Raw genomic sequence first — 25,909 nt, 5'->3', positions numbered from 1 at the left:
TGTAAGTCGGATAATTAATATTGAAAAAATGCGTCATCGGAAAGATGCCGCAGTAGGACGAACACTATACCAGTTGGGCGGTATTGTCTATGGTGTTTTCAAGAACAATGCCGTCTGAACGCAGAAGTGCCGTGTCTTAAGGATGCTGCTCCGGCAGGTCTGCCAGCGTTTTCCGCGCCAGCGTCGCACCGAGGTTATGGCGGTGCAGCCCCAAAACGATGCCCGTCCACACACCGCGTCCGCTCGGGCCGGTCAGCAGCGCAACGCCTCCGGTCAGCCATTGGTAGAGGGAATGCGGAAGCACATGGACGGAATATGCCGCATCATGCCTGTCGCGATAACGGACACGCCCGAACGCACCATAAACAACCAGTTCCTTATCATCGATATAAACCGATTTGCACGTCGTCAGCGTATACCACCAACGCTCCATGCGCCACATCCAAAACACGGCAAAACCCGCCGTCAAGACGCTGTAAACCGAATCGGATACGGGAGGAACACCCCATTCGAGCAACTGGTTTCCGCCGCCTATCCAAAGCAGCAGACCGAAAAACAGCGCAAGCAGCGGCTGAAACAACCTGCCGCGCAGAACGGAATGCCGGAACAGCAGCCCTTCGCCCGCAACAGAAACCCCGAACGGCAAATCACGTTTTAAGGTTCTGATGTATTCAGAAAGGTTGGTCGGATTGGAATGCGGTGCAGCCATATCGGTTTTCGGTTTGCAGCATGTGGAACAATGCCGTTTGAAGGGGTACACCTTTTGAGTCCTTACAGGCTTAGGAAGAGGGTAAAACATACCGCAAAACATACCACAAAAAACGGTAACGGATAGTTGTAAACGGTTGATGACGATTATAGACAATAACAGGTTTTCCCAATGAAATTATTGTTTGAATAATAAAAAATCCCAAACTGTAAAAGTTTGGGATTCGTATTTGGCAGAGAGGAAGGGATTCGAACCCTCGATACGCTATTCACGTATACACGCTTTCCAGGCGTGCGACTTAAACCACTCATCCACCTCTCTAATGGCGGAATTCACCCTTAACAGGATAAATTATTATTGGTGCCCAGGAGAAGACTCGAACTTCCACACCCGTGAGGATACTAGCACCTGAAGCTAGCGCGTCTACCAATTCCGCCACCTGGGCAATATAAATATCTAAAATAAAGCAAAGTATGATTGGTGCCCAGGAGAAGACTCGAACTTCCACGCCCGTGAGGACACTAGCACCTGAAGCTAGCGCGTCTACCAATTCCGCCACCTGGGCTTTGCTTTATTTACTGTTTTGCGGTACAGTGTCCTTCCGCAAAGAAGTCGCTATTATATAGGTCATAAAAAGAATGTCAACGGTCAAAATGAATAAAAATATTAACTATTTAAATTTACGGGAAAAAGACCCGTTTTTGAGTCGGGAGAAACAGCGTTATGAACATCCCTTGCCAAGTAGGGAATGGATTGTCGAGCTGCTTGAACGTAAAGGCGTACCGTCCAAGATTGAAGCTTTGGCACGTGAATTGTTGATTAAGGAAGAAGAGTACGAATTTTTCGAACGTCGTCTGAAAGCGATGGCGCGGGACGGTCAGGTTTTAATCAACCGTCGCGGTGCGGTCTGCGCGGCGGACAAATTGGATTTGGTCAAATGCCGTGTCGAGGCACACAAAGACGGTTTCGGCTTCGCCGTACCGCTCACACCCACCAAAGACGGCGATTTCGTTTTATACGAACGCCAAATGCGTGGCATCATGCACGGCGACATTGTTACCGTTCGCCCCGCCGGTATCGACCGCAGAGGCCGCCGCGAAGGTACGGTTTTGGATATTGTAGAACGCGCGCAAAGTAAAGTGGTCGGCCGTTTCTATATGGATCGCGGCGTGGCGATTTTGGAAGCGGAAGACAAACGCCTGAACCAAAGCATTGTCTTGGAACCTGGCAGTGTCGCGCATTTCAAACCCGAATCTGGTCAGGTCATCGTCGGCGAAATCGAGACTTATCCCGAGCAAAACCGCCCAGCCGTAGCGAAAATCATTGAAGTATTGGGCGATTATGCCGACAGCGGCATGGAAATCGAAATTGCCGTGCGCAAACACCATTTACCACACCAATTCAGCGAAGCGTGTGCCAAAGCCGCGAAAAAAATTCCCGACCATGTACGCAAAAGCGATTTGAAAGGCCGCGTCGATTTGCGCGGCCTGCCTTTGGTAACGATAGATGGCGAAACGGCGCGCGATTTCGACGATGCGGTGTTTGCTGAAAAAATCGGACGCGATTACCGTCTGGTCGTGGCGATTGCCGATGTCAGCCATTATGTCCGCCCTGATGATGCGATCGATGCAGATGCTCAAGAACGCAGCACTAGCGTGTATTTCCCGCGCCGTGTGATTCCGATGCTGCCGGAAAACCTGTCCAACGGCATCTGCTCGCTCAATCCCGATGTCGAGCGTTTGTGTATGGTGTGCGATATGGTCGTTACCTATGCGGGCAATATCAAAGAATACCGCTTCTATCCCGCTGTGATGCGCTCTCATGCCCGCCTGACCTACAACCAAGTTTGGAAATGGATTTCAGACGACCTCGACCATCCGCACAAAGTCCAAATCGACACACTCTACAAACTCTTCAAAATCCTTCAGAAAAAACGCTTTGAACGCGGTGCGGTGGAGTTTGAAAGCGTCGAAACCCAAATGCTTTTCGACGACAACGGCAAAATTGAAAAAATCGTCCCCGTCGTCCGCAATAATGCCCACAAGCTGATTGAAGAATGTATGCTGGCGGCGAATGTTTGCGCGGCGGATTTTCTGTTGAAAAACAAGCATACGGCTTTGTTCCGCAACCATTTGGGTCCCACACCCGAAAAACTCGCCACCCTGCGCGAGCAGCTCGGTCTGTTGGGGCTTCAACTTGGCGGCGGCGACAACCCGTCGCCGAAAGACTATGCCGCACTTGCCGAACAATTCAAAGGCAGGCCCGATACCGAATTGCTGCAAGTGATGATGCTGCGCTCCATGCAGCAGGCAGTTTACGAACCGCATTGCGAAGGGCATTTCGGTTTGGCTTATGAAGCATACGCCCACTTCACCTCCCCCATCCGCCGCTATCCCGACCTGACCGTACACCGCGCCATCAAAGCCGTGTTGAACCAGCAAACCTACACGCCAAACAAGAGCTGGCAGGCTTTGGGCATGCATACCTCGTTCTGTGAGCGCCGTGCCGACGACGCCAGCCGCGACGTAGAAAACTGGCTGAAAACCTATTATATGCGCGATAAAGTCGGCGAAATATTCGAAGGCAAAATCTCCGGCATGACCAACTTCGGCCTCTTCGTTACCTTGGACGGCATCCACATTGACGGCTTGGTACACATCAGCGATTTGGGCGAAGACTATTTCAACTTCCGCCCCGAAATCATGGCAATCGAAGGCGAACGCAGCGGCATCCGTTTCAATATGGGGGACAGGGTTGCCGTCCGGGTCGCGCGCGCCGATTTGGATGACGGAAAAATCGATTTTGTCCTGATTACGGGTGGCACGTCCGGCAGAAAGTATTCCGGAAAAAACAAAATACCCAATGCGGAACCCAAAAGGAAAAAAGCCAAACCATCCAAGAAGAATGCCTCGTCAAACGGCAAATTGGAAAAAGGCGGGAAAGAGCAGGAGGGGAAAAGTAAAAAATCTGTTTCCATCAAAATAAAGAAAGCCAAGAATAACCGCTAATCCGTATCGAGGAAGTTGCCGATGCGGTCGAACTTGACCTTTTTCCAATCCGATTTCCCCATTCTGTTTACGTTTGTGCGCAATGCAGAACGCTATTTTGCCGACGATTCCAATACGTTGGTGATGAAAACCCGTCAGTTTGCCAAGCTGACGGCGAAAACCGTGGCGGCAAACTATGGACTGGCGGAGTCGGAAAACGGTTCGTAGTCGGATCTGCTCAAACAGTTGCACGTTATGGCATTAATCGAGATATGCTGCATCTTTTCCACAGTTTGCGTAAGTCCGGCAATGCGGCAACGCACGTATTTAACGACGACCGTAAAGCGGCGGTAGAAAGTTTGATGGCGGCGTGGCAGATTGCATTGTGGTTTTGCCGCACTTTTGCCGACGGGCAGGAAGATTTTGTGTCGGAAGCCTTTAATCCTGCCTATTTGCAGACACAAAGTACGCTAGAAAATCCGCCGGTTTCCAACGGAGAAGAGCAACGCCTGCTGAAAGCGCAAGAAGCGGAATTGGCAAAATTGCGCGCGGAATTGGTGGCGAAAAGCGAAAAAGAACAACAGGTACGCCGCGACCAATTGGACACACATTTTGCCCACAGCCTCCAGATGCGGGATTTGGATGAAAAACAAATCCGCCTGCTGTTGATTGATGCCCAACTGCGCGAAGCCGGTTGAGAAGCGGATACGGAAAATCTGAACTACCAAAAAGGCACGTGTCCAGAAAAAGGGCGGAATCTGGCGATTGCCGAATATCCGTGCGGTAAGGACAGGGCGGATTACGTGCTGTTTTGCGGTTTGATGCCGATTGCCACGGCGGATGAAGCGCTTCAAGAAGCAGCTAAAAAAGACGATCCGCCGAAACCCAACTTATTAGGAAATTATTCTAAATTAGCTATTTTTCCTAGAGATTCTACCCAGCTAATTAATAAAGCAGATGTTTCTATACTTAAGTCAAATGTCGTAAAATTTACTACTGAAGATTTAGTAGCGACTGTTCGTATTTCATCAGAAAAGGTGGTTTTTTTAGAAAAAGGAAATGCAGCATCTGGATTACAACATATTTTGGCTCATGCTAAAGAATTCGCAAGTATTGGGGTGGATGAATCTGAAATACCCAGTGTTTTATTAAAGGCAATAAGAGATAGGAAAATAATTGGCTATCAAGAAAAAGGTCTAGGTAGACCAATTTATCAAGTGAACCATAATGGTAGGGAAGTTAAGGTGGCAATTACCATTGGTGATAATGGTTACATTGTGGGGGCAAACCCTCGAGGATTTGTAAAATGAAAATTAAAATTAGATTAATGGCTGACTATTTTTGTTATCCATTATGGCATGATGATGGTATTAATATAGGAGATATTGACCCTGCCAGTTTACCAATTTCCAATGAATTAAAAATGAAACTCTATCATTGGTCAGAATTGTATGATAATGTTCTAAATATGGCTGATCCAGCAAGCTCTGTTTTTAATAGTAAAGAAGAAGAAAAATACTTCATACAAATGGGGGCAGAGCTTTTTTCTCAATTAAAAGTTGAGTTAGGTGACTCATACGAGATTAGGTATGTTGTTACTATTTAACAATAACCAACCAGCATATCCCGTGTAACCAAACTAAAAAGTGCACCAAATAACATGCGGCTAGTACCGTTGGAAATACATGATGCAGTTAGACATACTGGTCAAAATGCATTAAAAAAGGACGTTAATCAAGGAAATGAATAATGAAAAAATTAAATATCTGGAGAGATGAAGGAAAAGTTTCTGCTTCAATCATTGAAAAATTTGCAGAAAATTTAGGTGTAACATTCCCTAAATCGTATATATATTTGATAAGTGAACATGATTATTTATATCCCGAAGAAGATTGTTTTATTTTTATTGATAATGATAAAAACACAGATAACAGAAATATTTTATTTTTAGGATATAAAAAAGATGCTTTCTGTCATGAAAATATCTATACCTATTCATGCATTGATGATGAATATGGCTATGGAAACCAAGTTGTTGCATTTGGAATAAGTGCAAATGGCGATTATATTTGTTTTGATTACCGTAAAAATTCAAGTAATCCATCCATCGTACTTATGTATCATGATGAATTTTACGAAGATGAACTAGGTAATACCAAGATGATTACAGTTCCCATCGCACCTGATTTCGATAGTTTTATAGATAAACTTTATCAAGATGTAGATTAACTGGCACTACTAGCCAGTATAGCCTGTGTAACCAACCAAAAAAGTGAAATGGTAGGATGTGTATTCATGCACACGCGGTTTTGGTTTCTCTGAACTCGGTTTCAGGCTGCCTTAAAACCACTTACCTTACCATTTCGCTTCAAAAGACCGAATATGGCGACTTTATTGGCAGCATCGCGACCGCGTTTGCCTTTGCGTTGCCCACCAAAATAACTTTCATCGGCTTCTACTTCGCCATCAAACATTTCCAAATGTGGACTGTTTTGATAAATAAGAAATCGTAAACGATGAAAATAATAGGCTGCGGTATTTTTATTAACGCCTACTAACTCTGCTGCTGTTCTTGCAGTTACACCTGCGACAAATAGCCCAATGAGTTTATTTTGTTTATACCGGCTTAGACGACTTTTCTCATAGGAATAATTCTAACTTAATTTGAATTTCCCTAGTTATCTAGGACAGCCCCAATCAATAAATGGGATAACCTAGTCATATTCAAGCATCTATTCCTGCAAACTTACCTAGTATTGGAGATAAATTTAATGCTATCCCATTTTATCAATAAAAATCTGAATACTATAGGTGGTTGTATAGTAATTATATTTGGAATTTGTTTTGCATTATTGATAACAGAAGCTCAACAGGAAGGTAAATTAGGTTATAAAACGGATAATAGGGAAAGGGTTCAAAGGATATTCTCTGAAATACCGACTATGATTGAACCATATCAAGTATCTGATAGTAATTCATTTACAAGAGGTCCTACAACTTTTGTGACTTTTTATGTTAAAGGTTCGGACTCCGAACTAAAAAAATTAACTCTATTAATCGATCGGAGACAGAGCCTTTTCGGATTTGTTAATGCTTGTAGGAATGGGGAGTCTTTAATATATGAATATAAATTAATAACTGAATTTGATAAGACAGTTAAAATAGATTCTTTGGCTATCGAGTGGAAATATCCGGATTCATCATGCAACTAGCGTAGCATTAAAACTACTTACCTGCCTTTTTTGTTTTAATCCACCTAACCCTAAATCATGCCTGCCACTCTACCCCAATGAGCCATGTAACGAAAGCGAAGCACTCGGCGCCATCACTTGGTTGTGGTATCAATCCCCCATGCATCGCCAAGTGCCTATTGCCGGATGCCGGCTTATGTGTTGCCTATGTAAAAAAAGAAAATCAACTCACCGGAAAAACCGAGCAAAAGGAAATAAGCAATGGATACGAATAACTATGACAAAATTATGCCTTTTAAGCCTGAAAACAGAAAAAGTGAGCTAAAAATCGCCGTAAGATTCCAACGAAGATTGATACCATCAAAAATTGTATATTTTTATACAGGTTTTACGGGATTATTGGCTTTTTTACAGAAATATCAAATTCTTCATATCTCTAACTTCAATAAATTAATGGATTGGCTCATGCTGTTATTTGTATTGCTCGGTGTATATAGTGTGATTTCTACAGTTTTTTTAACTATTTGCCCCTATTGCCACAGATTTCAAAAACAGTTTAATGGAAAAGTAATCAGTGTCGATAATCAAGAAATAGCCTGCAATCAAGGAGTAGTTCCATTTATTCATTATTGTAATCGATGCAATGCCCCACTTTCATCAAAAGCAGTAACAGATTATTATGAAAATAAAGTGTGAACTTGCATGGTAGGGGGTGCTGATACCCACGCGTTCCTTACTTTGCTTTTTACTTATTTTCAGGCAGCCTTAAAACCACTTACACTTACTTTTTTGTTTTACCCCCCCTATAAACTATGCTCACCATCTCAACCCTAAACATCCTCTCAACCAAGCTCTATCCCAGTGAGCCATATAACGAAAGCGAAGCACTCGGTGCCATCACTTGGTTGTGGTATCAGTCGCCTAAGCATCGTCAAGTGCCTATTGCCTGATGCCGACTTATGTGTTGCCTGTGTAAAAAAAGAAAATCAACGCACCAGAAAAACCAAGCAAGAAGAATTAAGCACAGGACAAAAAAACGCGTATATCTTTGCCTACGCGGTATTTAGAAGCAGCGGTTGTAGTAGCAGGAGACAACAATGCCCTAGCAGGAGCATTGGGTGCAGATGTGGGATACGTTTCAGGACAATCGGCACAATGGTTATTAGGACAAACTTTGGCTGGTGCGGCCATTGGTGTACGTGGGCAAATGAAAGCAGGCGGACAACTGTATTACGATATATTTGCGAGCCATGCATTGAAAAAGCCTGAATATTTTCAGACGAAGAAATGGGTAACGGGATTTCAGGTAAGTTATTCGTTTTGATGCAATTGAAGCGAATAATGTATGACAAGATAAACAAAAGCTACTGGTTTTCTGCCAGTAGCTTTTGTTTATGTGGTGATGAGTTTCAGCAAAATGCGTGGTGTGATTGATGCGAAAATATCTAAATTCACTGACATCAAGCGCATCATAACTATGAAAGGTATCTGTGTACACAATGCCATCAGGCTTAACTTTCTCTTGAAACCTAATGAGATAAATATATAGGTGTTGATGAGAAAAATGGGACGAAAGAGGATGACGGGGGATTTTGTGGGATGGGAAAAATGCAAGGGAGTTGCAAATATTGCAATAAAAACGGACGGTGTTTTTATCGTCCGTTTTTTGTTGCCAAAGTCCTTTTTTGAGGGCGGCGATGGCGATGTCGAGGATTCTGCGTTCGGCACCGGGTTGGAGTTGGTTGTTGCCGTTGATGGGGAGATAGGGGCGTGCTGGAAGGTTGGTTTTGTGACCTCGCCCTGATCGTCCGCGGAGGTGGTGGATGGCGGCGTATTTTTTGTTGCTGCCGATTCGGGCATAGTTGCTGCCAACCTGTGTAGTCAGGCTGGCGGCAAGTTGCCCGCTTTTTTGCAGGGTCTTGCCTCCCTCATCTGCGGCACGCCGACTTCGTTTCCACCGCTGCTCGCCCCAGCTTTCGGATTCGAAGTTTTCTTCGGTTATAGATAGCAACTCGGTGGCAATACCGCGCATCATGGGGCGGGTGTTTGCGGCGTTTTTAAGGAGCGTACTCAGACCGTGTTCGAGTTTGGCAGCATCGAGTTTGATTTCCAGCATAATCAGCCTTTTAACAGTTTAAGCACCCAAGTCAGCGAAGCGGTGGACAGGGCGTTTTTGAATCTGTCGTTGCCCATCATCGTTTTCAGGGCAATGCGGGCGATGTCCGGATGGGTTACCTGCGCCTTATCCACTGCGATTTTCGCCATACGGGACAGCATAGACTTGCCTTGGTTGGCGTTGAAGCCCGCATTGGGGGCGATAAATGTGTTGTTGATGCGAATGCCGGTGCGCTGTGCGTAACGCTCCTCTCCGGTATAGGGATTTGCGCCTATATCGACGGTGATGGACTCAAGAGTCGGTCGGGGCAGGACACGGTTTTCTCCCATACTGCGGGACAGCGGTTTGACACGGCAACGGCAGCGGTAGTCCAAAGGAGGGTACAAAGTATTCCACACGGGGTCGTCTGCGGCATAGACGCGACCGTGTAACATACGGTGGGTATCACGAGTGCGGCTGTCGTTGATGGCGACGTACTGCCAATAAGGGTGCGTGTCGATGGAGTCCATCATTTCGGCGTAGCGGCCCGCCATATAGGCCGACTGCATATTGGTCAGATAGATGGTTTTCAGGCGGTGGGGGCTACCGAGCTGTACGCTTTGGGTTTCTCCTTCGGGATTTTGAACTTCCTGCCTGCCCCACCAGCCTTTGCGCTGTAGAACGGGGGCGAGTTCTCGGCTGAACTCTTCCAGCGTCCGGCCTTGTTCGGCGGCATCGACGACGGCGGAATAGATATCGGAGAGTACATCCATTTTGGCGGTTTTGGCCACCGTAAAGGCAGTGGCGTGCGCGTCGTCCAACATATCCTGCCAGTCCCAAGATACGGCAATGCCTTTTTGCTTGAGATAGGCGACGGCGGCTTCGGGTTTCATGCCGAAGACGGCTTTAATATCTTCGGGGTTCATGATTTAAGCTCCTGTGCTACTTCAATCCTGCCGACCAAGTCGGAAAGGAAAATCAGGCGCGCCAACTCGTTTTGCAAGGCGGTATCGTCCATATTCGGATAGGCGGCGGACAGACGATCGAGCAGGTTTTCGGCGGTTTCTCCACGACTTAATTCGGCCACTAGGACGGCAGTCAGTAGGTCGCCTTGTGTATTCAGACGGTCTGAGTTAGGGGCGAGTCCGTCGATGACCAAACCTGCATCCGTCAAATCGCCCTCGGTAAAGTCGGCAGCTTTTGCCTCCGGGCTTGCTTGAACGCCCTCGAGCAAATCCCCATCTTCCAAACCGTATGTGCGCTGCCAGTATTGCTTGGTGAACTTGGCACCGGCATCCACCATCATCTTATCCCGTTCGGCACGCTCTCTGGTGCCGCTTTCCTCATTTTCGAACAGCACGAATTTCGGACGGACAACGTCTCCGAAATTTATCTCTACCATCCACTCTATCAACTGATTGAATGTTGTCTCCACGATTCGTTTGTCGCTGTCGCGGATGTCGTCCGTTACTTCCAAGCCTGCGGTCGTGCTGGCGTGCGTGCTGTCTTTTTCGGTGGTTTGGTCTTGTCCGAGCAGCGCAATGCTGATTTCAGAGCGGCAATAACGGATGAGCTTGTCGTAGGCATCAATAGATGAGGACTTGCCGCTTGCCTCGTGGATTTCAACGCTGGAATCATTGGGAATGGTGCCGACGCTGTTGCCGATCAGGGCTTCGAGTGCGTCCAGCAGTTTGTCGGTATCCTGCGGGGTATTGGAACGTGGTTCTTTACCAATCAGCCAAGGTGCACCGTATTTTTCGGTGAACTGCATCCAGAACTTCAGTCCGCCGCGCTTGAAGGTGACCAGCCAAAAAACCAAGCCCAAATCGCCCAAACCGTAGGGGTTTAGATAATCTGCCTCATGTGTCGGGCAAAGAAACTTATAAGGCGGAGGAACGGTATCGGTCAGCCCATTTTGGATGTAACGCAGCTCGCCTTCGTCGTTGAAGGCGAACCACTCTTGCGGCTTGGCGATGATTTTGTCAGGCAGCCATGCAGAATCGGTACGCCAAATCAGTTCGATGGGCTGGTAGCCGTAAAAAACGGCGTTTAAAACGTCTTTAATCAGGCGGTAAACATCGGTTTCAGCCAGCCAGCTATCGACAAAATCCCGAACATTTTTAGGGGTGTCGTCGCCCTCAAGCCGCCATTCGAGGCGGGCGACAGCTGCTTTTCGGCGGCGCACCAGCGAGCCGACCAAGGGGTCGCGCATCAGCTCGCGGTAAATGGAGATTTGCCTGCCCATTTTGCGCAAAACAGGGTCGGGATTAGGCAGCCAGCCGTTGAAACCGCTGAAAAACGGGCGGGAAACGGCGAGATGGGCAGATAAATCCTGCGGCTTGAAGGTCATGATGCCTTGGCTGGTTTTGAGTTTGAGGTGGGGTTTGGGCATGATATGTACTCTTTAAATACCTTAATAACCTTCAGTTAACGCGCTTTTTCGGCGGATTCGGCGGCTGGCTACGCGTATCGGTCCGGTATTCAGCTCGCGGCTGGCGTAATGGGCAAGGACAAAGGCAATCGCCGCATCGCCGTGGCGTTTTTTGCCGTCTTGACCTTTGGTGCGTACATCGGGGATGCGCGGCACGCCTCTGACCAGCTCGAAGGCGCGCAGGTCGGTCAGGATGTCTTCGTCTTTGGGAATGCCGTCCAGTGTGCCGTCTTCGAGGGCGGCTTTGAACGGCGCGGTATGGGTGCGGTACCAGTTTTCCGAGAGCATGACCGACTCGCATACCTCCGCGCCAAATTCGTCGCGCATGGCTTCGGCGATTGACTGGCCGTTGCCGCGCGCATCCAATGCCGCGCCGCGCAGATTGGGTAAGCCGTGCAACAGGTGTTTCATGATTTGTTCTTGTTGGGCAAACGGCATATTGCCCAACTCCAATACGAACGGCGGCTTAAGGCTTAAATTAGTCTGCTGCAATAAAGGGACGATGACAGTACGGTCGCCGCTGCGGGCAAAGTCTTCGCCGACAAAGCTGGTGCGGGTTTTATCCAAACCGTCGAGCAGCGGTTGCAGGGTGTCGGCTATCCAGTCAGCGACTTCAGCGGCGCGGCGCGGTTCGGGCAAGAGGCCGAAATCGTCGGTCTGGTCGTAGCGGATAACCGGTGTATAAGGGCTCATACGGCTTTCGATTAAGGCGCGGTTGAGCCATTTGCCGCCGCCGTTTTTGGGTATGCAGTCCAACTCTTCGGATGCGTCGTCTCCGTAGAAATCGCGGATTTCCTTGCACCACGCCGCCTCGCCTTCTTCTGTCCATTCTTTCCCCAAACGCAGGCAGATGCGGCGGTAGAGGCCGTCTGAAACGGCTTCGTCGAAGGTAATGCGGTGGATGGAGTACGGCTTTTTGCCCGCACGGATGTCGGTAATCAGCTCGTTGAACGGATTGTCCACACCGTCATGGGTAGAGATGATGTGTACCTGACCACCCCACATCAGCAAGGCCATTGCCGCTTTGAGCAGCTCGCCGAGCTGCTCGTGGAACGCCGCCTCGTCGATGATGACGCGCCCCTGCTTACCGCGAAGGTTTGAGGGGCGGCTGGATAAGGCGGTAACGCGCCAGCCGGAGGCAAAGCGGATGACGAAGGCGAGGACGGATTTTTTGTCGTCGCCCTCGATAAACACTTCTTCGGTCTCTTCGATTTCGCCTGCCGCCAAACCGTAGAATTTCGCCCAGTTGGCGCAGTCGCGGATAAACTCCAAAGCCATGTCTTTGTTGTAGCCGATATACCATGCGTCCATGCCGCCCGATGAGGCGGCAAGTAAGGCGGTGTCGGCAGCCTCGCCCCAGCTCAGACCGATACGGCGCGATTTCTCGCAGAGTTTGACGGGCGAGGTGTCGGCGCACCAACGCTGCTGATAAGGAAGCAATGCCGATGGCGTGCGCTCTTCGGTTTTGGGCAGGGTCATGATGCGATACCTAAAATCTGTTTGCGGATGGCTTCGGCAGCACTGTCGGACAGCCCGCCTTTTTTCGCCTGCTTGGCGACGTTTTCGGCGGCGGCTTCGACTTTGGCTTTAACTTTTGCCTGATATTCTTTCAGGCGCGTTCCGGCGGTAATCAGACCGCTGATTTTGCGCGCTCCTTCGCTCATGATGCCGAAGCGGTCGAGCGCGTTCAGTTCTTCAGACGGCATTTCGCCGATTTGCACCAATGCCTCGAACAATTCGGTCTGCAACATCGCCATCAGGGCTTCGGAGCGTGTATCGCCTTCATCGGCTGCGCCTTCGGCAATCAGGCGTGCCGCTTCGGTGCTGTTTTTGATGGCGGCAAACCGACGCTGGACTTTCTGCCCGTAACGGTGGGCGGCGGAACGGCTGATTTCGTAGCCCTGCTGCTGCAACCATTCCGCCAGTGCCTGATAGTCGGCAAAACCGTTTTCGACGAGTTTGCGCTCAAATTCGTGTCGGACGGCTTCGGGCAATCGGTCTATCGTGCTGCGCTTTGCCATATCAGCCCCACACTTTTTCGGGACGGGCGATGCCTGCGCGGCACTCGACCGTGTATTCGGCAATATCCACGCCCAAGCCGGTCAGGTCGGCAAACCACAGGCCGTGCGGGGCTTTATTCAGCTCAACCAGCTTACGGTCGGCAAGATAGTCGAGCTGTTGGCGCAGTTCCAGTGCGGTGGTTTGCGGATAAATTGCGTTCATGATGTCCAACAAGAAGGTTTCGCTTGTCGTGTGAGGGCGGGCTTTATTAAGGGTGTTGATGATGTTCCAACGCATCCCCTCGCGGCGTTGTTTGGCAATCAATTCTTGGCTAATCATTTCTTTACGCTTTCCATCTTGTAGATTTCGGTGAGTTTTTCGGCGACGTTGTCGAGTTTGGCTTCGAGGACGACTTGATTGCGGATGTAGTCTTCCCGCAAAACATAGGTCAGCGGCAGACCGGCATTGAATTCCGCCAGTTTGTTTTCCATGATTTCGACTTTGCCTTGTAGGCGTTCCTGCTGTTTTTGGCGTTCGTCCTGCTGCTCGCGGAATTGCGCCAGCAGCATTTTGCCGAAGGTAAAACAAATGCCGAGGAAGGAGAGTAAAAAGCCGACAAGTTGCCAAAACTCGATGTGGATAAAGGTTTTTTCCATTGTTCACCTCTGAAATCCGTGTTCAAAATATTCTTGGCAGACAACACAGCGCGTACAGCCTTGGACGGCTTTTTGCCTGGCTTCGGGTATCGGGCTGCCGCAATCTTCACAGTGGCTTAGGCTGACGGTGGTTTCAGAGTGCGAAGCCTGCCCGTGGTACGGCGGTTGATGCTTTGCCAGGGATTCTGCGAGAAAGATGGCTTCGCGTTTGGATGCGCGGTCGGCAAAATCAGTCATTTTTCAGACGGCCTTTCTTGTACCATGTCTGCCAGCCGGAAATTTGTTTTTCCAGTTTTTGGCAGTATTCACCGTAGCGCACGGCATGGTTCAAGAGTTGTTCGGGTGAGCCGCCGGTCGGACGCTCGGGGCGTTCGTATTTGACCAGCAGTCCGGTAGATACAGGCGGCAAATCCACTGTTGGTACGGTTTTAATCGGGGTATCCGAAGGCACGGTTGTAGAGGTGCAGGCTGTTAGAGCCGATACCGTTAAAACCATTGCCGTCTTTTTTAATCGTGTCATGCGTTTGCTCCTGTAAAGTGTTGCGCGTTTTGTCCAATTCGGTCAGGGCGGCCGCCAAATCCGCGCTTTGTTTTTGGGAAAAGTCGTACCACCGCTGCCTTTCGTCCTGCGCTTTTTTAAGCTGCAAGGCGTATTGTTCCGCCGCAACCATAGAAGAATGCCGATAGGTGGCAATCAGGGCGGCTTGTTCCGCTTCGGCCTTGCCGGCGGCGTACCGGTAGCCGCACGCCCACGCAAGCAAAAGCACAAATGCCCAAAGCAGCCGTTTTTTGGCCCGGACAAATTCAATCATTGCCGCCCCCTTCCCGATTTGCGGATTTTTTGATTTCCGCCAGCTGCGGAACTGCCGCGATGCCGCGTTTGATTAATGCATACCCGCCGACCAATGCGCCATAAGCCCACCAAAGCCATTCGGGGGCATCAGCGGTTTGCGAGAACTTATAAGTCATAGAAGCGGCTGCCACGTTTGCCCATAGTTTGGTATGGCTGATTTTTCCTGTGGCCGGATTAGAGACCAAGCCGCCCAGCCATCGGAAAAAGACGGTTATTTGCGACGCTTTTTTTTGGCTGCGCGTTTCACGGCGGCTACCCCGCTCTTGCGGTGGGCTTGCGTCCAACATCCCTGAGTCGGCATGGCGTAGCGAATGCCTAGGTCGCTGTGGCTGAAATCGGGCAGCATGGCTGCGGTCATTAGGGCGATGAGTGACTTTTTTGACATGGTTTGTCTCCCTTTAATCAGTGTTATCTGCAGACGCGTGAATCAGGTTTTGCGCCACACGGCGTACCCAGCCCTTGCCGAAAGAGGTGAACGTACTGAGCTTGGTATAAAAGACCAGACGCTCGGCGTTGAACCGCAATAAAAGGTCGTTTTCGGGGAGGGAATTGATGGCTTTGAGGCTGATTTCGCCGATGATTCCATCGTCCGCCACGCCTGCGGCGCGTTGCAGCATACGGACGGCATTGCCGTAACCGTGGTTGACGCAGGCATCAAAAAATTGGAACGCGACCGCTTCCGGCATTTGGTCGGCGCGGTAACGCTCCCAAAACGCCTTTCGGTAAATGCCGATAGCCTGTTCACGCGTCATGGCACACATGGAACCGTTAAAGCCGTTTGCCATTGCGGTACGCTTAGTGATGCCCCAATTGGTTTCGCCGCCGGGGTCTTTTGGATGGTTGACGTAACCGCCCTCGTGGGAGAGGACGCGGTTGATGAATTGGTTGAATTTGTCTGACATGGGAAAATCCCTGTATTGAGGTTGAAATCAATACAGGGATTGTAGGGAAGGCCGTCTGAAGGGGCTTTTAAAGGGAGTTAAAAGAGTTCATGGGATGGTTGCTTATCCAAATCAGTACAAATAAATTTCAGGTTTTTGTTGTATGCAGGCAAAGGCCATTTTTTCCATACTTCATCTGCACCAACTTTCTCAATCAGCCAATAAACCAACAAAGCTGCTGGCTGACTGAAAAAATACATTTCTTCAGCATTTTCTTTTATCCGATTAGCAAGATATTTCTTCTCATTCAAAAGTGACCGGATATTAGCAAGAATATTTGAAGGGTCAATGCTGGATTGAAATGTTTCTAGAAAAATCATATTGGTTTTTTTATCAACTTCAGGAATAAGCCCTATTTCCTCTTGATAAAGCTGTGACAATTGGGGAAGAAGTTCTTCTTGTGGTTGATTTGCTTCTTTCAAAATTGCCAGAGTACGACTAAATAAGTCATCTGTAGTTTCCATCAAAGCCATGCTCTTCGCGACTTCGCGCTCTGCTTGCTTTGGAACATTGCCGTCAGGCTTGTATATATTGTCATGAACCAGCTCTGCATAAGCATGTTGGAGTAAAGAACGCACCTGAACTTCACAGCACAAATCAGAAGGGATGCTGACATTTTCGGGTGTAATGAATGCTTGTTTAGGACGAATCTCGTAATGTTTGGATTGATAGTCAAATGCTTTGGGATTTTGCTGAATGTCATCTGCAAAATCTTTCGAAACTTTAGCATTCCACTGAGATGAGGATTCAATGATTTCACAAACTATTTGAATATGTTCCGCAAGCAATACCACAAAACGTACACCGACCAAGTCAGTCATTTGAGTTTGAGGTGAAGTGTAATTTTTTCGGCCAATCTTGGCCAGAGCTGAAGAAATCTCTTTGACTCTAGGCTTTGCTTCAATTTTTAGAAAATTGGCAACCGGAACAGGAGAAATGACATTGGATAATTGATTTTGAATTTCTTCAGCCACAAATCTACCCCAAGCGGCAAATGCCGCTTGGTGGCTTTCTAAATAGCTTTTGAAATCATCAATATCACTCATTTTTGTTGTTGTAACTGTCCTTTAATTGTGACAACAGTATATTCCCCATCTTCCGTTGGCGCAATTTCCATATAGTCTTGAGTATGCTCGGGAGGAGTCAAGATAACTACACCATTACTAAATCCGTAAGACCTCCGTTGGCGTAAACGAGTTTTAATATATTCAATATCTTTACTTACGGTATTTTGAGGAAAGTCCTTTGCCACCATAAATTCTGTATAAGCTGTTCGTTTTTCTGGAGGTAAATGATTTTGGGCAAAATTATTTACACTAATGGTTGCTTCCGCACTTTTCAATGTAACGCGCAATGCTTCATGCGCATCTAATTTTGCATCATCACTTAAATCAGAGTTATCGATAAAATTGCGTGTCCACTCAAAAAAATTCTGCGTCAATTTACGGGAAGAAGCAGCTATACTCATACCCAAGAATACTTGATAGAAATAGGAAGCTGCCGGTCTGGTTTCCGTTTGTGTCATCAGATGGTCATACAAAAAAGCCCGATAATTCCCAGATTGTATTTGCTCCTGCGGCCTTACTGTTTCAGCCACCAAAAAACCTATCTTGAATAATCTTGCTGAATCGGTCAGTAATAATTCTTCTAAGAATTCAATCGTGATAAAGTCATCCTCTTCTTTGGTCCTGAACCCATCTTGCGGCTCAGCCTTAATCACACATAAAAACGGCTTGCCGGTATCTCCAACCCTACCTTTTAATACCAACAAAATACCACCCGGTGCATTCGTATTCAGTTGTGCATCGGTCAACATGTGGGCAAATTGTGCGGAATCTTCAATAAACTCTGCTTCGTCTTTGAGTTGTATGGCTGCCGCTATCTGAAAAAAACTATTTTCAGCCGTATTGGCAATAGACATTTCAATCCCATGAGATTTATTACCCAAAGCTTTGGTCAGCCTGTTTTCCAATGTTCTTCTTGCCGTAATAGGCAAATCAATCAACTGTGTACTGATTTTAGGTTCTACACGCTCTCTATTTTCATTTTTTGGATAAATACGATGGGTAATAATTTTTTCAATTACCAGCCCTTCAAAAGAGTAATTCGTTTCTGTCATCATTTTTCCTATTGTAAGTTAATTAAGGTCTTTTGAAATCTGAACCACCTGCCCGATGACCTGAATATCGGGGTGGTTTTTAATACGCTTTAAAATACACGGCCGCTTCTATTGCTTAATATCTGTTTCAGAACACCGGAGCAGCCCGACTGTCGGAGTGTCCTAAATGCCGTCTGAAAATTTCAGACGGCATTTTTTATCCGTTGCCCACTTTACCAGGCGCGGCTTGGGCTTTTTTCTCTGCCGCCAGCTTGAAGGCGGCGTAATCGGCAAGCTCTTTGCGGCTGCCGCTGCCGAGCTGACGGAACAGGGCAAGCAGTTCTTTTTCTTCAGCACTCAAGGATTCAGACGGCATGACCGCTGTTTCGCCGCGTCTGCCGTGCATGACGTATTGAACGTCTATGCCTACTTTTTCAAATTGGAAGAAAAGTTCCGTCTTGGGTTGACTAATGCCACGTTCATAATTCCCCCACATTCTTCCTGAAACCCCACATTTTTCAGCAATTTCAGCTTGCGTCAGTTTTAATTTTTTTCTTTCTTCTTTCAATCTGTTACCAGAAAAGGAAGAGTTCTTCATAAAATAATCCTTGCAGAATAGGAAGAACTCTTCCTATAATTTCCACATCGAAACACAAGACACCCTAAATCATCACGAGAAGGGACGAAAAAATGACCCCTAATCCTGTTCGCGGTAGCGTTCCAACACGTGCAGGCCGGCGAGTAGTACCGAATTTGCAGCGTCATCGCATTGTGCGTCCAAGCCGGCTGCGTCATCCTGCAGCCACGCAGGCGCGACCAGCTCATCAAACCATTTCGCTGCAAGCTGCTGCTTCTGTTCTGTACTCAATACTTGAAGCACATCATGAAACATGGCTTGCAGCGCACGAAATTCAGCCGCCGCAACGGCCTGACCGTCTGGCAGGTTTAATAAACGGTCAGACACAGGACTTAAGCGACGAAGAGACTCGGATTCTGAACGAGTCATATGGAGGATGGTTGATACTTTATTCACACGAAGACTCCGAATAATCTTGAAAAACGAACACATTATATCACACGAAAGGTGTAAATAATATGGAAAAACCTTTGAATTTCAAACCTATTCCCTATCCGCAAACGCGCGAGAGCGCGGCAAGATGGTTTAAGCGCAACGGCGTGTGCAAGGCGCACTGGGCGAAACATTTCAATCTGGAGCGTACCACGGTGGAACACCTCTTGCGCGGCAAGCTGAAAGGCAATTTCGGCAAAAGCCACGAAGCGGCGGTGAAGCTGGGGCTGAAGGAGAAAAGCGATGATTAATCATGAGTGTATTAACCAACCGTACGGACGGATACTGAAATTTTCCCGCATACAGGCCAAAGAAATGCTTACGCCAGACGAATTGAAAGAAAAATTTAAAAATGACGGAATCACATTCTCCGGTTGGGCAAGGGAAAATGGTTACCGTCCGCAAGAAGTAATCCGTGTAGTAAACGGTTTTTCTAAAGCAAATTACGGCAAGGGGTACGAAATTGCTAAGAAGCTGGGACTGAAATAAGGAGGATGCGGATGGCGGTAAGTAAAAAGGCGCAGCGGCTGTTGCGGGTGTTTTTGGCGATGGACGCGCATCCGATAATCGGCATCAGCAATAAGGAGCTTTCAGACGGCCTGGGACTGACGGCGACGCAGGTGAGCCGGGATTTGGAAGACCTGATGGCGGCCGGGCTGGCGGTACGGCTGGACAACGGCAACTATGCCTACAGCGTGCGGACGCTGCAAATCGCGGAGCACTTCCGGCAGCAGCAGGAAAACCTGCAACGCCGGCTGGCGGAAGTCCTGGAACGGGCGGAGTCTTTTTGAACGGATTGGAAAAGTCCCGACGTCGGGACTTTTGATGAAACCTGAATTTTAACTTGTCCTTACGTCAGGACAAGTGGAGATAAAAATGAGCAATGAAATTGAAGTTGTAGATGGCAATGGAATCAGCAATCAGGCGGCGATGCACAGTGTGCTGGTGATGGAGCAATGGGGCAACGGCGAAACCTACAATGAAGATGTATGGGTTGAGAGAGCCAAGATCGCAACACGCAAAACAATGGAAGGGATGTTTGAGCTTGGTCAGGCTTTAATTGTTTTAAAAGAACGAGCGTCTGATTATCAACACCTATGCCTACCGCGAAATACTGGTCCGCAAAGCCTTGAACGAAGCCTACCGCCAGCAGCACCCGCGTTTTGCAACGGGGTTGATGTTGGATTTGTGCGGCGACGATGTGAACACGCCGCGCCTTGAGGCATCGGCCGCCCGCTGCACTGTCCGCTTTACCCTTGCAGCTTCCCACAGCGAACCCGTCGTCATCTCGCAAAGTACGCAGATTGCCGCAGGTGCGACCGTGTTTCAGACGGCATCGGAAGGCGCGCTCTCACCAGTCGGCCGAACTTTGGATTTAGAGGCTGTCTGCACGCAGACAGGTGTGTCCGGCAATGGTTTTGCCGCAGGACAAATCAATACCTTGGTCAGTCCTATTGACGGCGTATCTGCCGCCAATATCGAAGTATCGGCAGGCGGTGCGGACGAAGAGTCGGACGATGCTTATCGGCAACGCATCCTGCTCGCCTCGGAAAGTTTCAGCGTGGCGGGGCCTGTTGGCGCATACGAATACTTTGCACGACGTGTCAATCCTGTCATTTGCGACGTTCATGTCGGCAACCTGAAAACGGCAGGCGGCGAACCGGTCGGCGGCCGGGTACGGGTAACGGTGCTGACTAAAAACGGGCTGCCGTCTCCCGAACTCATCGGCGAAGTGCAGAGGGCTTTGTCTGACGAACGTGTCCGCCCGCTTTGCGACACGGTAAGCGTTGCCGCCCCTTCTGTTATCGATTACACGCTGGATGCGGAACTCACGCTGTTTACAGGCGCGGATGCCGCCGAAGTTTTGGCGGCGGCAAAACAGGCTTGGGCGGATTACGAAGCATCACGCCGCGAAAAACTGGGCGCGGACATCGTGCCGCTGGACATTCAGACGGCATTGAAGGCGGCAGGCGTATACAACGTCGTTTTAAAGTCGCCCGCGCTGACCGTCGTCCAACCCGACCAATGGGCAAGATGCACTTCCGCCAATATCCGCATCCCGCCTGAAACGGCAGAGGGTTAGCAATGGCAAAACTCTCCTACGCATCCGTTATCGAACACGACCGGCGTTACAAAATGTTGGCGGATTTAGGCTTGAGGATGAATGAGGCCGATGCGGTCAGACTACTGCCGAGGCTGGTAGATTTGGTTGCTCCGGAACACTTGGCACTGCTGGCGGAGGGCCGCAGCATTTTAGGTGCGGACGGCTACTGGTTAGCTGAAAGCGACCAGACGCGCCGCAAGCTGATTAAGGGCGCGTATCGGCTGCACCGTATGAAAGGCACGCCGTGGGCGATACGCGAAATCGTGCGGCGGCTCGGTTTCGGAGAAGTCGAAATCACCGAAGGCTTGGGCAATAAGGAACACAACGGCGAAATCAGGCGGGACGGAACCTACGCGCACGGACGGTCCGACCACTGGGCGCATTACCGTATCACCATGAACGGCGCGCTAACCAACGATCAGGCGGCTTTGCTGCGGCATACCCTGCAAGCCTTCGCGCCTGCCCGATGCGTATTGGCGGCATTGGATTACCGGCACGCCGCCGTCCGGCATAACGGACGGGTATCGAGAGACGGAACATTTAACCGAGGAACTGCATAATGGCAAATTTGAACGAAACAGCACAATGGGAAACAGGCATTTACCAATTAGAAACCTCCGACCCCGTGATGGGCGGGCCGGACGGCATCGACAACCGTCAGGCAAAACAATTGGCCAACCGCACCCTTTGGCTCAAAAACCAAACCGAAGCCCTTCAGACGGAATCGGAAGGCAAAGTCTCCCTCACCGGCGACCAAACCGTCAACGGCCAAAAAACCTTTGCCGCCGCAACCCAATTCCCAAGCGGCATCCATTTGTCCGCCAACCAAACGCACTGGAACGGCGGCTACAAAGCCTACATCGGCGCGGATGCCGACAACGCCCACATCGTCTTCGGCGACGACACCCTGCGCCTGCACGGCGCAAACAACCGCATTTCCTACAACAACCACGACATCTTCCACAAAGCCAACAAACCGCGTTTTGGCGAAGACATCGAAGGCAAACCGAACACACTGTCCGGATACGGCATCGGCAATTTCAAAGTAGAAACCTTCCGGGGCGATTTGAACACCCTCAAAACCGACGGCGTCTATTCCCTGCCGACAGCGGTCGGCAGCTCGAACCTGCCCGTTGAAAACACCGCCTGCCATATCCAAGTCATCGCCGGCACGCAACCCGGCTGGTGCAGGCAGTTGGGCTATCCCGCCTACACGTCCGATGTGTACGAACGCCACCAGGTAAGCAGCGCAAACGACGACTGGAGCGCGTGGAAAAAACTCAATTCAGACGGCATCCCCGTCGGCGCGATTGTTGCTTTCCCGCGCCCGGTAAGCCGTCCCGAAGGCTTCCTCAAAGCCGACGGCACGACCTTTGACAGCCGGACATTTCCCGATTTGTACCGCGCACTGGGCAACAGCAACCGCCTGCCCGATTTAAGCCGTACCGACATCGGCATCACCGCGTGGTTTCCGTCCGACCAAATCCCGACCGGCTGGCTGGCGTTTGACGACATCCGCACGCGCGTAACCGAAACCGCTTATCCCGAACTTTACCGCCTGCTGGTTGCCCAATACGGACGCATCCAAAACGTCCCGCAGGCGGAAGACCGCTTTATCCGCAACGCCGGCAACGGCTTGGCAGTCGGACAGATGCAGGGGGACGCAATCCGCAACATTACCGGCAAAATCGACAGCGGCAACCGAAGCAACGAGCAACTCTTCGACACCGCCATCCCCGAGGGCGCGTTCGGCATCGACAAAGCCCGGAAAAATTGGACATACGACGGAGACGGCAGCGGCAACGACCGCCCGTCCGCCATCACATTCGACGCATCCCGCGTCGTCCCCACCGCCGACGAAAACCGCCCCAAAGCACTGGTTTTAAAACTGTGCATCAAAGCCGCCGACACCTTGGGCGAAGCCGTGTTCTGGATAAAGTCCCACGGCGAAACCGTTAACGCAGGCGCGCTGGACGCGGGCACGCTGGCGCAAGGTTTGCAGGAAAAAGCCGACCGCGACCACACCCACACCGCCGCCCAAATCCAAGGGCTGGACGAAAAAATCAGCACCGCCGTTGCCGCGCAATTCACACGCCAAACCATCGGCGGCGTGGATATTGTCAGATTCCCCGACGGCACAATGATACAGACCGGCAGCTACAGGTTTACAAGAAGCGGCGGCGCCATAGAAAACGAAGTTGTCTTCCCCATCGCCTTTGCCGACGGCAACGTCCGCTGCTTCGTATCCGAACGCCATTCGGGGCGCGCCAACGGCGAAAGGCAATACAACTGGCTGTTTATCCGCGCAAAAAACCACGCCGCCGCCATTATTACCAACTGGTACGAAGGCAGTTGCGACTGGATGGCAATAGGCAGATGGAAATAACAAGGGAAGGCGCAAGCGGGAACAAACGCGCAAAAAGCCGCCGACCCCTTCAGAGTGTGAAGCCTGCCCGCAGGGGGAGGCAGCGGCGGGCGCGACACCTGCTTCCTATGGTTCGCCGTAGGCAAAGCCGCATCGGGGACCCCCCCGCGATAAGCCCCGGAATACCTGAAATCGACGAAGAAACACGAAGAGAAATAGAAAGGACGTTGGCGGACATAAGGGCGCGCGGCAGGCTGTAGGATGGGCGCAGGTTGGACATAGGTTGGGCTGTAGGGCGGGCTTCGGCCCGCCAATCCCGCCAATCCGCCAACCCCGCCGCCGACAGCGATGCCGTCTGAAACCCCGCCGCCGCCATTCCCGCCCCCCTTTCGTCATTCCCTCCCCCTTTCCGTCATTCCCGCGCAGGCGGGAATCCAGACCCACAACGTTAAGGTGGTTTATCGGAAGAAACCGAAACCGAACGTCCTAGATTCCCACCTGCGCGGGAATGACGGAAAGGTGGCGGGAATGACGAACAAAAGGGCTGGAATAACGAAAGCAGGAACAACGAGAGCAGGAATAACGAAAGGCGGGAACAAGCGCGCAAACCCCCGCCGACCCCTTCAGAGTACGAAGCCTGCCCGCAGGGTACGGCATTGCCGACCCGCCGACAATCGGCAAACGGGAATAACAAGGGAAGGCGCAAGCGGGAATCCGAAAGCCCGAAACCGCCGACCCCGTCATTCCCGCGAAAGCGGGAATCCAGAAACCCCGATACGGCGGGAATCTGTCGGATAGGGCTGAAACCGAATGCCCTGGATTCCCGCCTTCGCGGGAATGACGAACAAAAGGGCTGGAATAACGAAAGCAAGGAACAACCGCGCAAACCCCCGCCGACCCCTTCAGAGTGCGAAGCCTGCCCGCAGGGTACGGCATCGGCAAAAAAAACTGCACGGCCGAAACCGCGCGGGAAAGGACAGTCGGGCGCGCCCGATAAGCAGCGGCCGTCCCCGTTATTTCAATTGGGCGACATATTGGCGCAAAACCTCGTTGATGCGCGTCTGCCAGCCCTTGCCTCCGTCGCGGAATTTTTCGACCACATCGGCGGACAGGCGTATGGTAACGAGTTGTTTCGGGGTTTTGCCTGTGTTTCGTTTTTGCATTACGCCCTTTTCTTCCAATTGTTTTTGATGGGAAAAAAGCACCTGTGCCAAGTCTTCGGGCAGGGTTTCGGCAATGGGGCGGGCAAGCGCAAAATCTTCGGCAGCAAGTTCCCGCACTTCGCCGTCAGCGTTTATTAAGGATTGACGTTGCATATTTTTTAACCTCTCTTTTATTCGCTTTGCGAAAACTGATGACACGGATACCGTCTTTTATCGGCGTAAAACAGACAATGTGCAGGCGTTGCGTATCGCCCAGATAAGCAGCGGCAACATAACGCGGTTCGGGGTAATCAAAGCGGACATCGGGCACAATAACGGCCGTTGTCCAGCGTATTTGCCCGACTAATTCAAAGGGCAAATTCCACTCTTCGATATTGCGTTGATTTTTTTTGGAGTCAAATTCAATCTTCATTGCAGCTTACAGCGTATTTTGTCGTTACATTATAAGCGGCAAAAAATCAAAATGTAAATACAGAAAAGGAAAACCAATGACCATTTACTACAAAGACCGCGCCTTTTACGACGCGGACACCCCCGAACAAGCACCCGAGGGCGCGCGTCCCGTAAGCCCCGAACAACACGCCGCGCTGCTCGCCGCCCTCAATTCCGGCTGCATCGTGTCCGACGATCTGGCCGTTTCACCGCCGCGCCCGTCCGAATACCACGAATGGGACGGCGGCAGCTGGGTGCTGAAACCGACTGCCAAAAAGAAAATGCTGCAACAGGCGAAGTCTGAAAAACTGGCGGAAATCAACCGCGCCGCGCAATCCTATATCGACCGTGCGGCAGGCTTGGACAAAGTACCCGAATTTGAGGTGGCGACTTGGACAACGCAGGCATTTGAGGCGAAGGTATGGCATGCCGACCAGAATGCTGCAACGCCGACGCTTGACGCTATTGCCGCTTCTCGAGGCGTATCGCCCGCTGCTTTAAGGCAAAAAGCTTATGAAAAAACACTTAAATTCGAGCGGTTGACCGCGCATGTTGCAGGCTTGAGGCAGGCGGCGGAAGACAAAATCAACGCCGCGGCAAATCTTGATGAATTGGCTGATATATCGCTCGTCATCGACCTGAAAGCTGAGGCTGAATGATGGCGGAGGTTTATCTGGCACTTTACAAAGGAAAGGCGTGCGGAATACGTGCGAGGTTTGAGGATTGGCTGATACGTACTATAACCCGCAGTCAGTACAGTCACTGCGAAATCGCCGTGCGGCTCCCTACATACTGCGCCTCTTCTTATGCCTGT

The 25,909-nt window shown here is 50.1% G+C and carries 33 protein-coding genes, 3 tRNA genes and 6 pseudogenes; 17 read left to right on the top strand and 25 right to left on the bottom strand.

The annotated features are described in order from the left end of the window. Window positions 1-136 precede the first annotated feature (136 nt). From Q3O12_RS08325 to Q3O12_RS08310, 4 genes are all read right to left on the bottom strand, one after another. Entirely contained in the window at window positions 137-709 is a 573-nt protein-coding gene (locus Q3O12_RS08325) for a hypothetical protein (RefSeq protein WP_301670042.1), read from the bottom strand. Between the two features lie 230 nt (window positions 710-939). After that, window positions 940-1,030: transfer RNA gene (locus Q3O12_RS08320), tRNA-Ser, on the bottom strand. Between the two features lie 37 nt (window positions 1,031-1,067). After that, a tRNA-Leu gene (locus Q3O12_RS08315) sits at window positions 1,068-1,154 on the bottom strand. 33 nt (window positions 1,155-1,187) lie between these two features. After that, window positions 1,188-1,274: transfer RNA gene (locus tag Q3O12_RS08310), tRNA-Leu, on the bottom strand. Between the two features lie 88 nt (window positions 1,275-1,362). Between Q3O12_RS08310 and rnr the strand changes: the two genes are divergently transcribed. The 6 genes and pseudogenes from rnr to Q3O12_RS08280 all read left to right on the top strand — a co-directional run bounded on the left by rnr (window position 1,363) and on the right by Q3O12_RS08280 (window position 5,925). Beyond that, a complete protein-coding gene (gene rnr, locus Q3O12_RS08305) occupies window positions 1,363-3,717 on the top strand; it encodes a ribonuclease R (protein ID WP_301670041.1) in 2,355 nt (784 codons plus the stop codon). Window positions 3,718-3,738: 21 nt separating this feature from the next. Next, window positions 3,739-3,924 (top strand): hypothetical protein, encoded by a 186-nt coding sequence (locus Q3O12_RS08300; RefSeq protein WP_301670040.1) that lies wholly within the window; start codon window positions 3,739-3,741, stop codon window positions 3,922-3,924. 44 nt (window positions 3,925-3,968) lie between these two features. Then, a complete protein-coding gene (locus Q3O12_RS08295; protein ID WP_301670039.1) occupies window positions 3,969-4,394 on the top strand; it encodes a hypothetical protein in 426 nt (141 codons plus the stop codon). A 12-nt stretch (window positions 4,395-4,406) separates the two neighbouring features. Continuing rightward, window positions 4,407-5,006: pseudogene (locus tag Q3O12_RS08290) on the top strand (hypothetical protein); the annotation flags it as partial. Next, on the top strand, window positions 5,003-5,302 hold the full coding sequence (locus Q3O12_RS08285; protein WP_301670037.1) for an immunity protein CdiI family protein: 300 nt from the start codon (window positions 5,003-5,005) through the stop codon (window positions 5,300-5,302). The pseudogene Q3O12_RS08290 and the gene Q3O12_RS08285, both read left to right, overlap by 4 nt. A 143-nt stretch (window positions 5,303-5,445) precedes the next feature. Beyond that, window positions 5,446-5,925 (top strand): SMI1/KNR4 family protein, encoded by a 480-nt coding sequence (locus Q3O12_RS08280; RefSeq protein ID WP_301670036.1) that lies wholly within the window; start codon window positions 5,446-5,448, stop codon window positions 5,923-5,925. Window positions 5,926-6,047: 122 nt separating this feature from the next. On the opposite strand, the pseudogene Q3O12_RS08275 reads toward Q3O12_RS08280, so the two are convergent. After that, window positions 6,048-6,299, bottom strand: a pseudogene (locus tag Q3O12_RS08275) (IS1595 family transposase); the annotation flags it as partial. Window positions 6,300-7,029: 730 nt separating this feature from the next. On the opposite strand from Q3O12_RS08275, the gene Q3O12_RS10990 reads away from it, so the two are divergent. The 3 genes from Q3O12_RS10990 to Q3O12_RS10985 all read left to right on the top strand — a co-directional run bounded on the left by Q3O12_RS10990 (window position 7,030) and on the right by Q3O12_RS10985 (window position 7,837). Beyond that, the gene (locus Q3O12_RS10990) at window positions 7,030-7,212 is read left to right on the top strand and encodes a hypothetical protein (RefSeq protein ID WP_502572655.1); all 183 of its coding nucleotides are present in this window, start codon (window positions 7,030-7,032) and stop codon (window positions 7,210-7,212) included. Continuing rightward, the gene (locus Q3O12_RS08270; protein ID WP_301670035.1) at window positions 7,149-7,583 is read left to right on the top strand and encodes a hypothetical protein; all 435 of its coding nucleotides are present in this window, start codon (window positions 7,149-7,151) and stop codon (window positions 7,581-7,583) included. Before Q3O12_RS10990 ends, Q3O12_RS08270 begins: the two co-directional genes overlap by 64 nt. A 116-nt stretch (window positions 7,584-7,699) precedes the next feature. After that, window positions 7,700-7,837: a toxin-activating lysine-acyltransferase gene (locus Q3O12_RS10985; protein WP_500796404.1), complete on the top strand. Its 138-nt coding sequence runs from the start codon at window positions 7,700-7,702 to the stop codon at window positions 7,835-7,837. 422 nt (window positions 7,838-8,259) lie between these two features. Here the strand turns inward: Q3O12_RS10985 and Q3O12_RS08265 are convergent. The 18 genes and pseudogenes from Q3O12_RS08265 to Q3O12_RS08175 form a co-directional block, all read right to left on the bottom strand. Beyond that, window positions 8,260-8,412 (bottom strand): annotated as a pseudogene (locus Q3O12_RS08265) (IS1595 family transposase); the annotation flags it as partial. Window positions 8,413-8,586: 174 nt separating this feature from the next. Next, window positions 8,587-9,003 (bottom strand): annotated as a pseudogene (locus Q3O12_RS08260) (phage virion morphogenesis protein); the annotation flags it as partial. Window positions 9,004-9,005: 2 nt separating this feature from the next. Next, window positions 9,006-9,908, bottom strand: a complete 903-nt coding sequence (locus Q3O12_RS08255) for a phage head morphogenesis protein (protein ID WP_301670034.1) — start codon at window positions 9,906-9,908, stop codon at window positions 9,006-9,008. Continuing rightward, window positions 9,905-11,374, bottom strand: coding sequence for a DUF935 domain-containing protein (locus Q3O12_RS08250; RefSeq protein WP_301670033.1), 1,470 nt, complete (start codon window positions 11,372-11,374; stop codon window positions 9,905-9,907). Before Q3O12_RS08250 ends, Q3O12_RS08255 begins: the two co-directional genes overlap by 4 nt. A 21-nt stretch (window positions 11,375-11,395) precedes the next feature. Then, entirely contained in the window at window positions 11,396-12,892 is a 1,497-nt protein-coding gene (locus tag Q3O12_RS08245; protein ID WP_301670032.1) for a terminase large subunit domain-containing protein, read from the bottom strand. Continuing rightward, on the bottom strand, window positions 12,889-13,434 hold the full coding sequence (locus tag Q3O12_RS08240; RefSeq protein WP_301670031.1) for a DUF3486 family protein: 546 nt from the start codon (window positions 13,432-13,434) through the stop codon (window positions 12,889-12,891). The genes Q3O12_RS08245 and Q3O12_RS08240 overlap by 4 nt, the downstream gene beginning before the upstream one ends. Window position 13,435: 1 nt before the next feature. Beyond that, window positions 13,436-13,753, bottom strand: coding sequence for a hypothetical protein (locus tag Q3O12_RS08235; protein ID WP_301670030.1), 318 nt, complete (start codon window positions 13,751-13,753; stop codon window positions 13,436-13,438). After that, the gene (locus Q3O12_RS08230) at window positions 13,750-14,070 is read right to left on the bottom strand and encodes a hypothetical protein (RefSeq protein WP_013448349.1); all 321 of its coding nucleotides are present in this window, start codon (window positions 14,068-14,070) and stop codon (window positions 13,750-13,752) included. The genes Q3O12_RS08235 and Q3O12_RS08230 overlap by 4 nt, the downstream gene beginning before the upstream one ends. A 3-nt stretch (window positions 14,071-14,073) precedes the next feature. After that, a complete protein-coding gene (locus Q3O12_RS08225) occupies window positions 14,074-14,307 on the bottom strand; it encodes a TraR/DksA family transcriptional regulator (protein ID WP_301670029.1) in 234 nt (77 codons plus the stop codon). Next, a complete protein-coding gene (locus Q3O12_RS08220) occupies window positions 14,300-14,521 on the bottom strand; it encodes a hypothetical protein (protein WP_301670028.1) in 222 nt (73 codons plus the stop codon). Before Q3O12_RS08220 ends, Q3O12_RS08225 begins: the two co-directional genes overlap by 8 nt. Further along, on the bottom strand, window positions 14,499-14,882 hold the full coding sequence (locus Q3O12_RS08215; RefSeq protein WP_301670027.1) for a hypothetical protein: 384 nt from the start codon (window positions 14,880-14,882) through the stop codon (window positions 14,499-14,501). Before Q3O12_RS08215 ends, Q3O12_RS08220 begins: the two co-directional genes overlap by 23 nt. Further along, window positions 14,875-15,210 carry a hypothetical protein gene (locus tag Q3O12_RS10780; protein WP_308447789.1) on the bottom strand — a complete coding sequence of 112 codons (336 nt, stop codon included), beginning with the start codon at window positions 15,208-15,210 and terminating at the stop codon, window positions 14,875-14,877. Before Q3O12_RS10780 ends, Q3O12_RS08215 begins: the two co-directional genes overlap by 8 nt. Beyond that, window positions 15,135-15,308 carry a hypothetical protein gene (locus Q3O12_RS08205; RefSeq protein ID WP_301670025.1) on the bottom strand — a complete coding sequence of 58 codons (174 nt, stop codon included), beginning with the start codon at window positions 15,306-15,308 and terminating at the stop codon, window positions 15,135-15,137. The genes Q3O12_RS10780 and Q3O12_RS08205 overlap by 76 nt, the downstream gene beginning before the upstream one ends. Window positions 15,309-15,321: 13 nt before the next feature. Further along, window positions 15,322-15,825, bottom strand: a complete 504-nt coding sequence (locus tag Q3O12_RS08200; protein ID WP_301670024.1) for a glycoside hydrolase family 108 protein — start codon at window positions 15,823-15,825, stop codon at window positions 15,322-15,324. A 77-nt stretch (window positions 15,826-15,902) separates the two neighbouring features. Continuing rightward, on the bottom strand, window positions 15,903-16,910 hold the full coding sequence (locus Q3O12_RS08195) for a GTP pyrophosphokinase (RefSeq protein ID WP_301670023.1): 1,008 nt from the start codon (window positions 16,908-16,910) through the stop codon (window positions 15,903-15,905). Then, window positions 16,907-17,986 carry a nucleoid-associated protein gene (locus Q3O12_RS08190; protein ID WP_301670022.1) on the bottom strand — a complete coding sequence of 360 codons (1,080 nt, stop codon included), beginning with the start codon at window positions 17,984-17,986 and terminating at the stop codon, window positions 16,907-16,909. Before Q3O12_RS08190 ends, Q3O12_RS08195 begins: the two co-directional genes overlap by 4 nt. A 193-nt stretch (window positions 17,987-18,179) precedes the next feature. Then, window positions 18,180-18,560, bottom strand: a complete 381-nt coding sequence (locus Q3O12_RS10980) for a helix-turn-helix domain-containing protein (RefSeq protein ID WP_304671572.1) — start codon at window positions 18,558-18,560, stop codon at window positions 18,180-18,182. 99 nt (window positions 18,561-18,659) lie between these two features. Continuing rightward, window positions 18,660-18,926 carry a hypothetical protein gene (locus Q3O12_RS08175; RefSeq protein WP_301670021.1) on the bottom strand — a complete coding sequence of 89 codons (267 nt, stop codon included), beginning with the start codon at window positions 18,924-18,926 and terminating at the stop codon, window positions 18,660-18,662. A 131-nt stretch (window positions 18,927-19,057) separates the two neighbouring features. Between Q3O12_RS08175 and Q3O12_RS08170 the strand changes: the two genes are divergently transcribed. The 7 genes and pseudogenes from Q3O12_RS08170 to Q3O12_RS08140 form a co-directional block, all read left to right on the top strand. Beyond that, a complete protein-coding gene (locus Q3O12_RS08170) occupies window positions 19,058-19,282 on the top strand; it encodes a DNA-binding protein (RefSeq protein ID WP_301670020.1) in 225 nt (74 codons plus the stop codon). Then, entirely contained in the window at window positions 19,275-19,520 is a 246-nt protein-coding gene (locus Q3O12_RS08165; protein ID WP_308446908.1) for a DNA-binding protein, read from the top strand. Before Q3O12_RS08170 ends, Q3O12_RS08165 begins: the two co-directional genes overlap by 8 nt. Window positions 19,521-19,531: 11 nt before the next feature. Continuing rightward, a complete protein-coding gene (locus tag Q3O12_RS08160) occupies window positions 19,532-19,822 on the top strand; it encodes a helix-turn-helix domain-containing protein (RefSeq protein WP_301670019.1) in 291 nt (96 codons plus the stop codon). 85 nt (window positions 19,823-19,907) lie between these two features. After that, window positions 19,908-20,105, top strand: a pseudogene (locus tag Q3O12_RS08155) (hypothetical protein); the annotation flags it as partial. Between the two features lie 55 nt (window positions 20,106-20,160). Then, a complete protein-coding gene (locus tag Q3O12_RS08150) occupies window positions 20,161-21,114 on the top strand; it encodes a baseplate assembly protein (RefSeq protein WP_301670018.1) in 954 nt (317 codons plus the stop codon). Between the two features lie 2 nt (window positions 21,115-21,116). Further along, on the top strand, window positions 21,117-21,695 hold the full coding sequence (locus tag Q3O12_RS08145; protein WP_301670017.1) for a phage tail protein: 579 nt from the start codon (window positions 21,117-21,119) through the stop codon (window positions 21,693-21,695). Between the two features lie 185 nt (window positions 21,696-21,880). Beyond that, window positions 21,881-23,512, top strand: a pseudogene (locus Q3O12_RS08140) (pyocin knob domain-containing protein); the annotation flags it as partial. Window positions 23,513-24,513: 1,001 nt separating this feature from the next. Here Q3O12_RS08140 and Q3O12_RS08135 read toward each other — a convergent pair. Together Q3O12_RS08135 and Q3O12_RS08130 are read right to left on the bottom strand one after the other, a co-directional pair. Next, window positions 24,514-24,816 (bottom strand): BrnA antitoxin family protein, encoded by a 303-nt coding sequence (locus Q3O12_RS08135; protein ID WP_301670016.1) that lies wholly within the window; start codon window positions 24,814-24,816, stop codon window positions 24,514-24,516. Further along, window positions 24,788-25,075 carry a BrnT family toxin gene (locus Q3O12_RS08130; RefSeq protein WP_301670015.1) on the bottom strand — a complete coding sequence of 96 codons (288 nt, stop codon included), beginning with the start codon at window positions 25,073-25,075 and terminating at the stop codon, window positions 24,788-24,790. The genes Q3O12_RS08135 and Q3O12_RS08130 overlap by 29 nt, the downstream gene beginning before the upstream one ends. Before the next feature lie 76 nt (window positions 25,076-25,151). Here Q3O12_RS08130 and Q3O12_RS08125 point away from each other — a divergent pair, with 76 nt between their 5' ends. Further along, entirely contained in the window at window positions 25,152-25,754 is a 603-nt protein-coding gene (locus Q3O12_RS08125; RefSeq protein WP_301670014.1) for a phage tail protein, read from the top strand. Window positions 25,755-25,909 lie beyond the last annotated feature (155 nt).

This window comes from Neisseria benedictiae (genome assembly GCF_958267435.1).
GTDB lineage: Bacteria > Pseudomonadota > Gammaproteobacteria > Burkholderiales > Neisseriaceae > Neisseria > Neisseria bergeri.
Note: the sequence above shows the minus strand (reverse complement) of the source record. Positions and strands in the feature narration are given on the sequence as shown.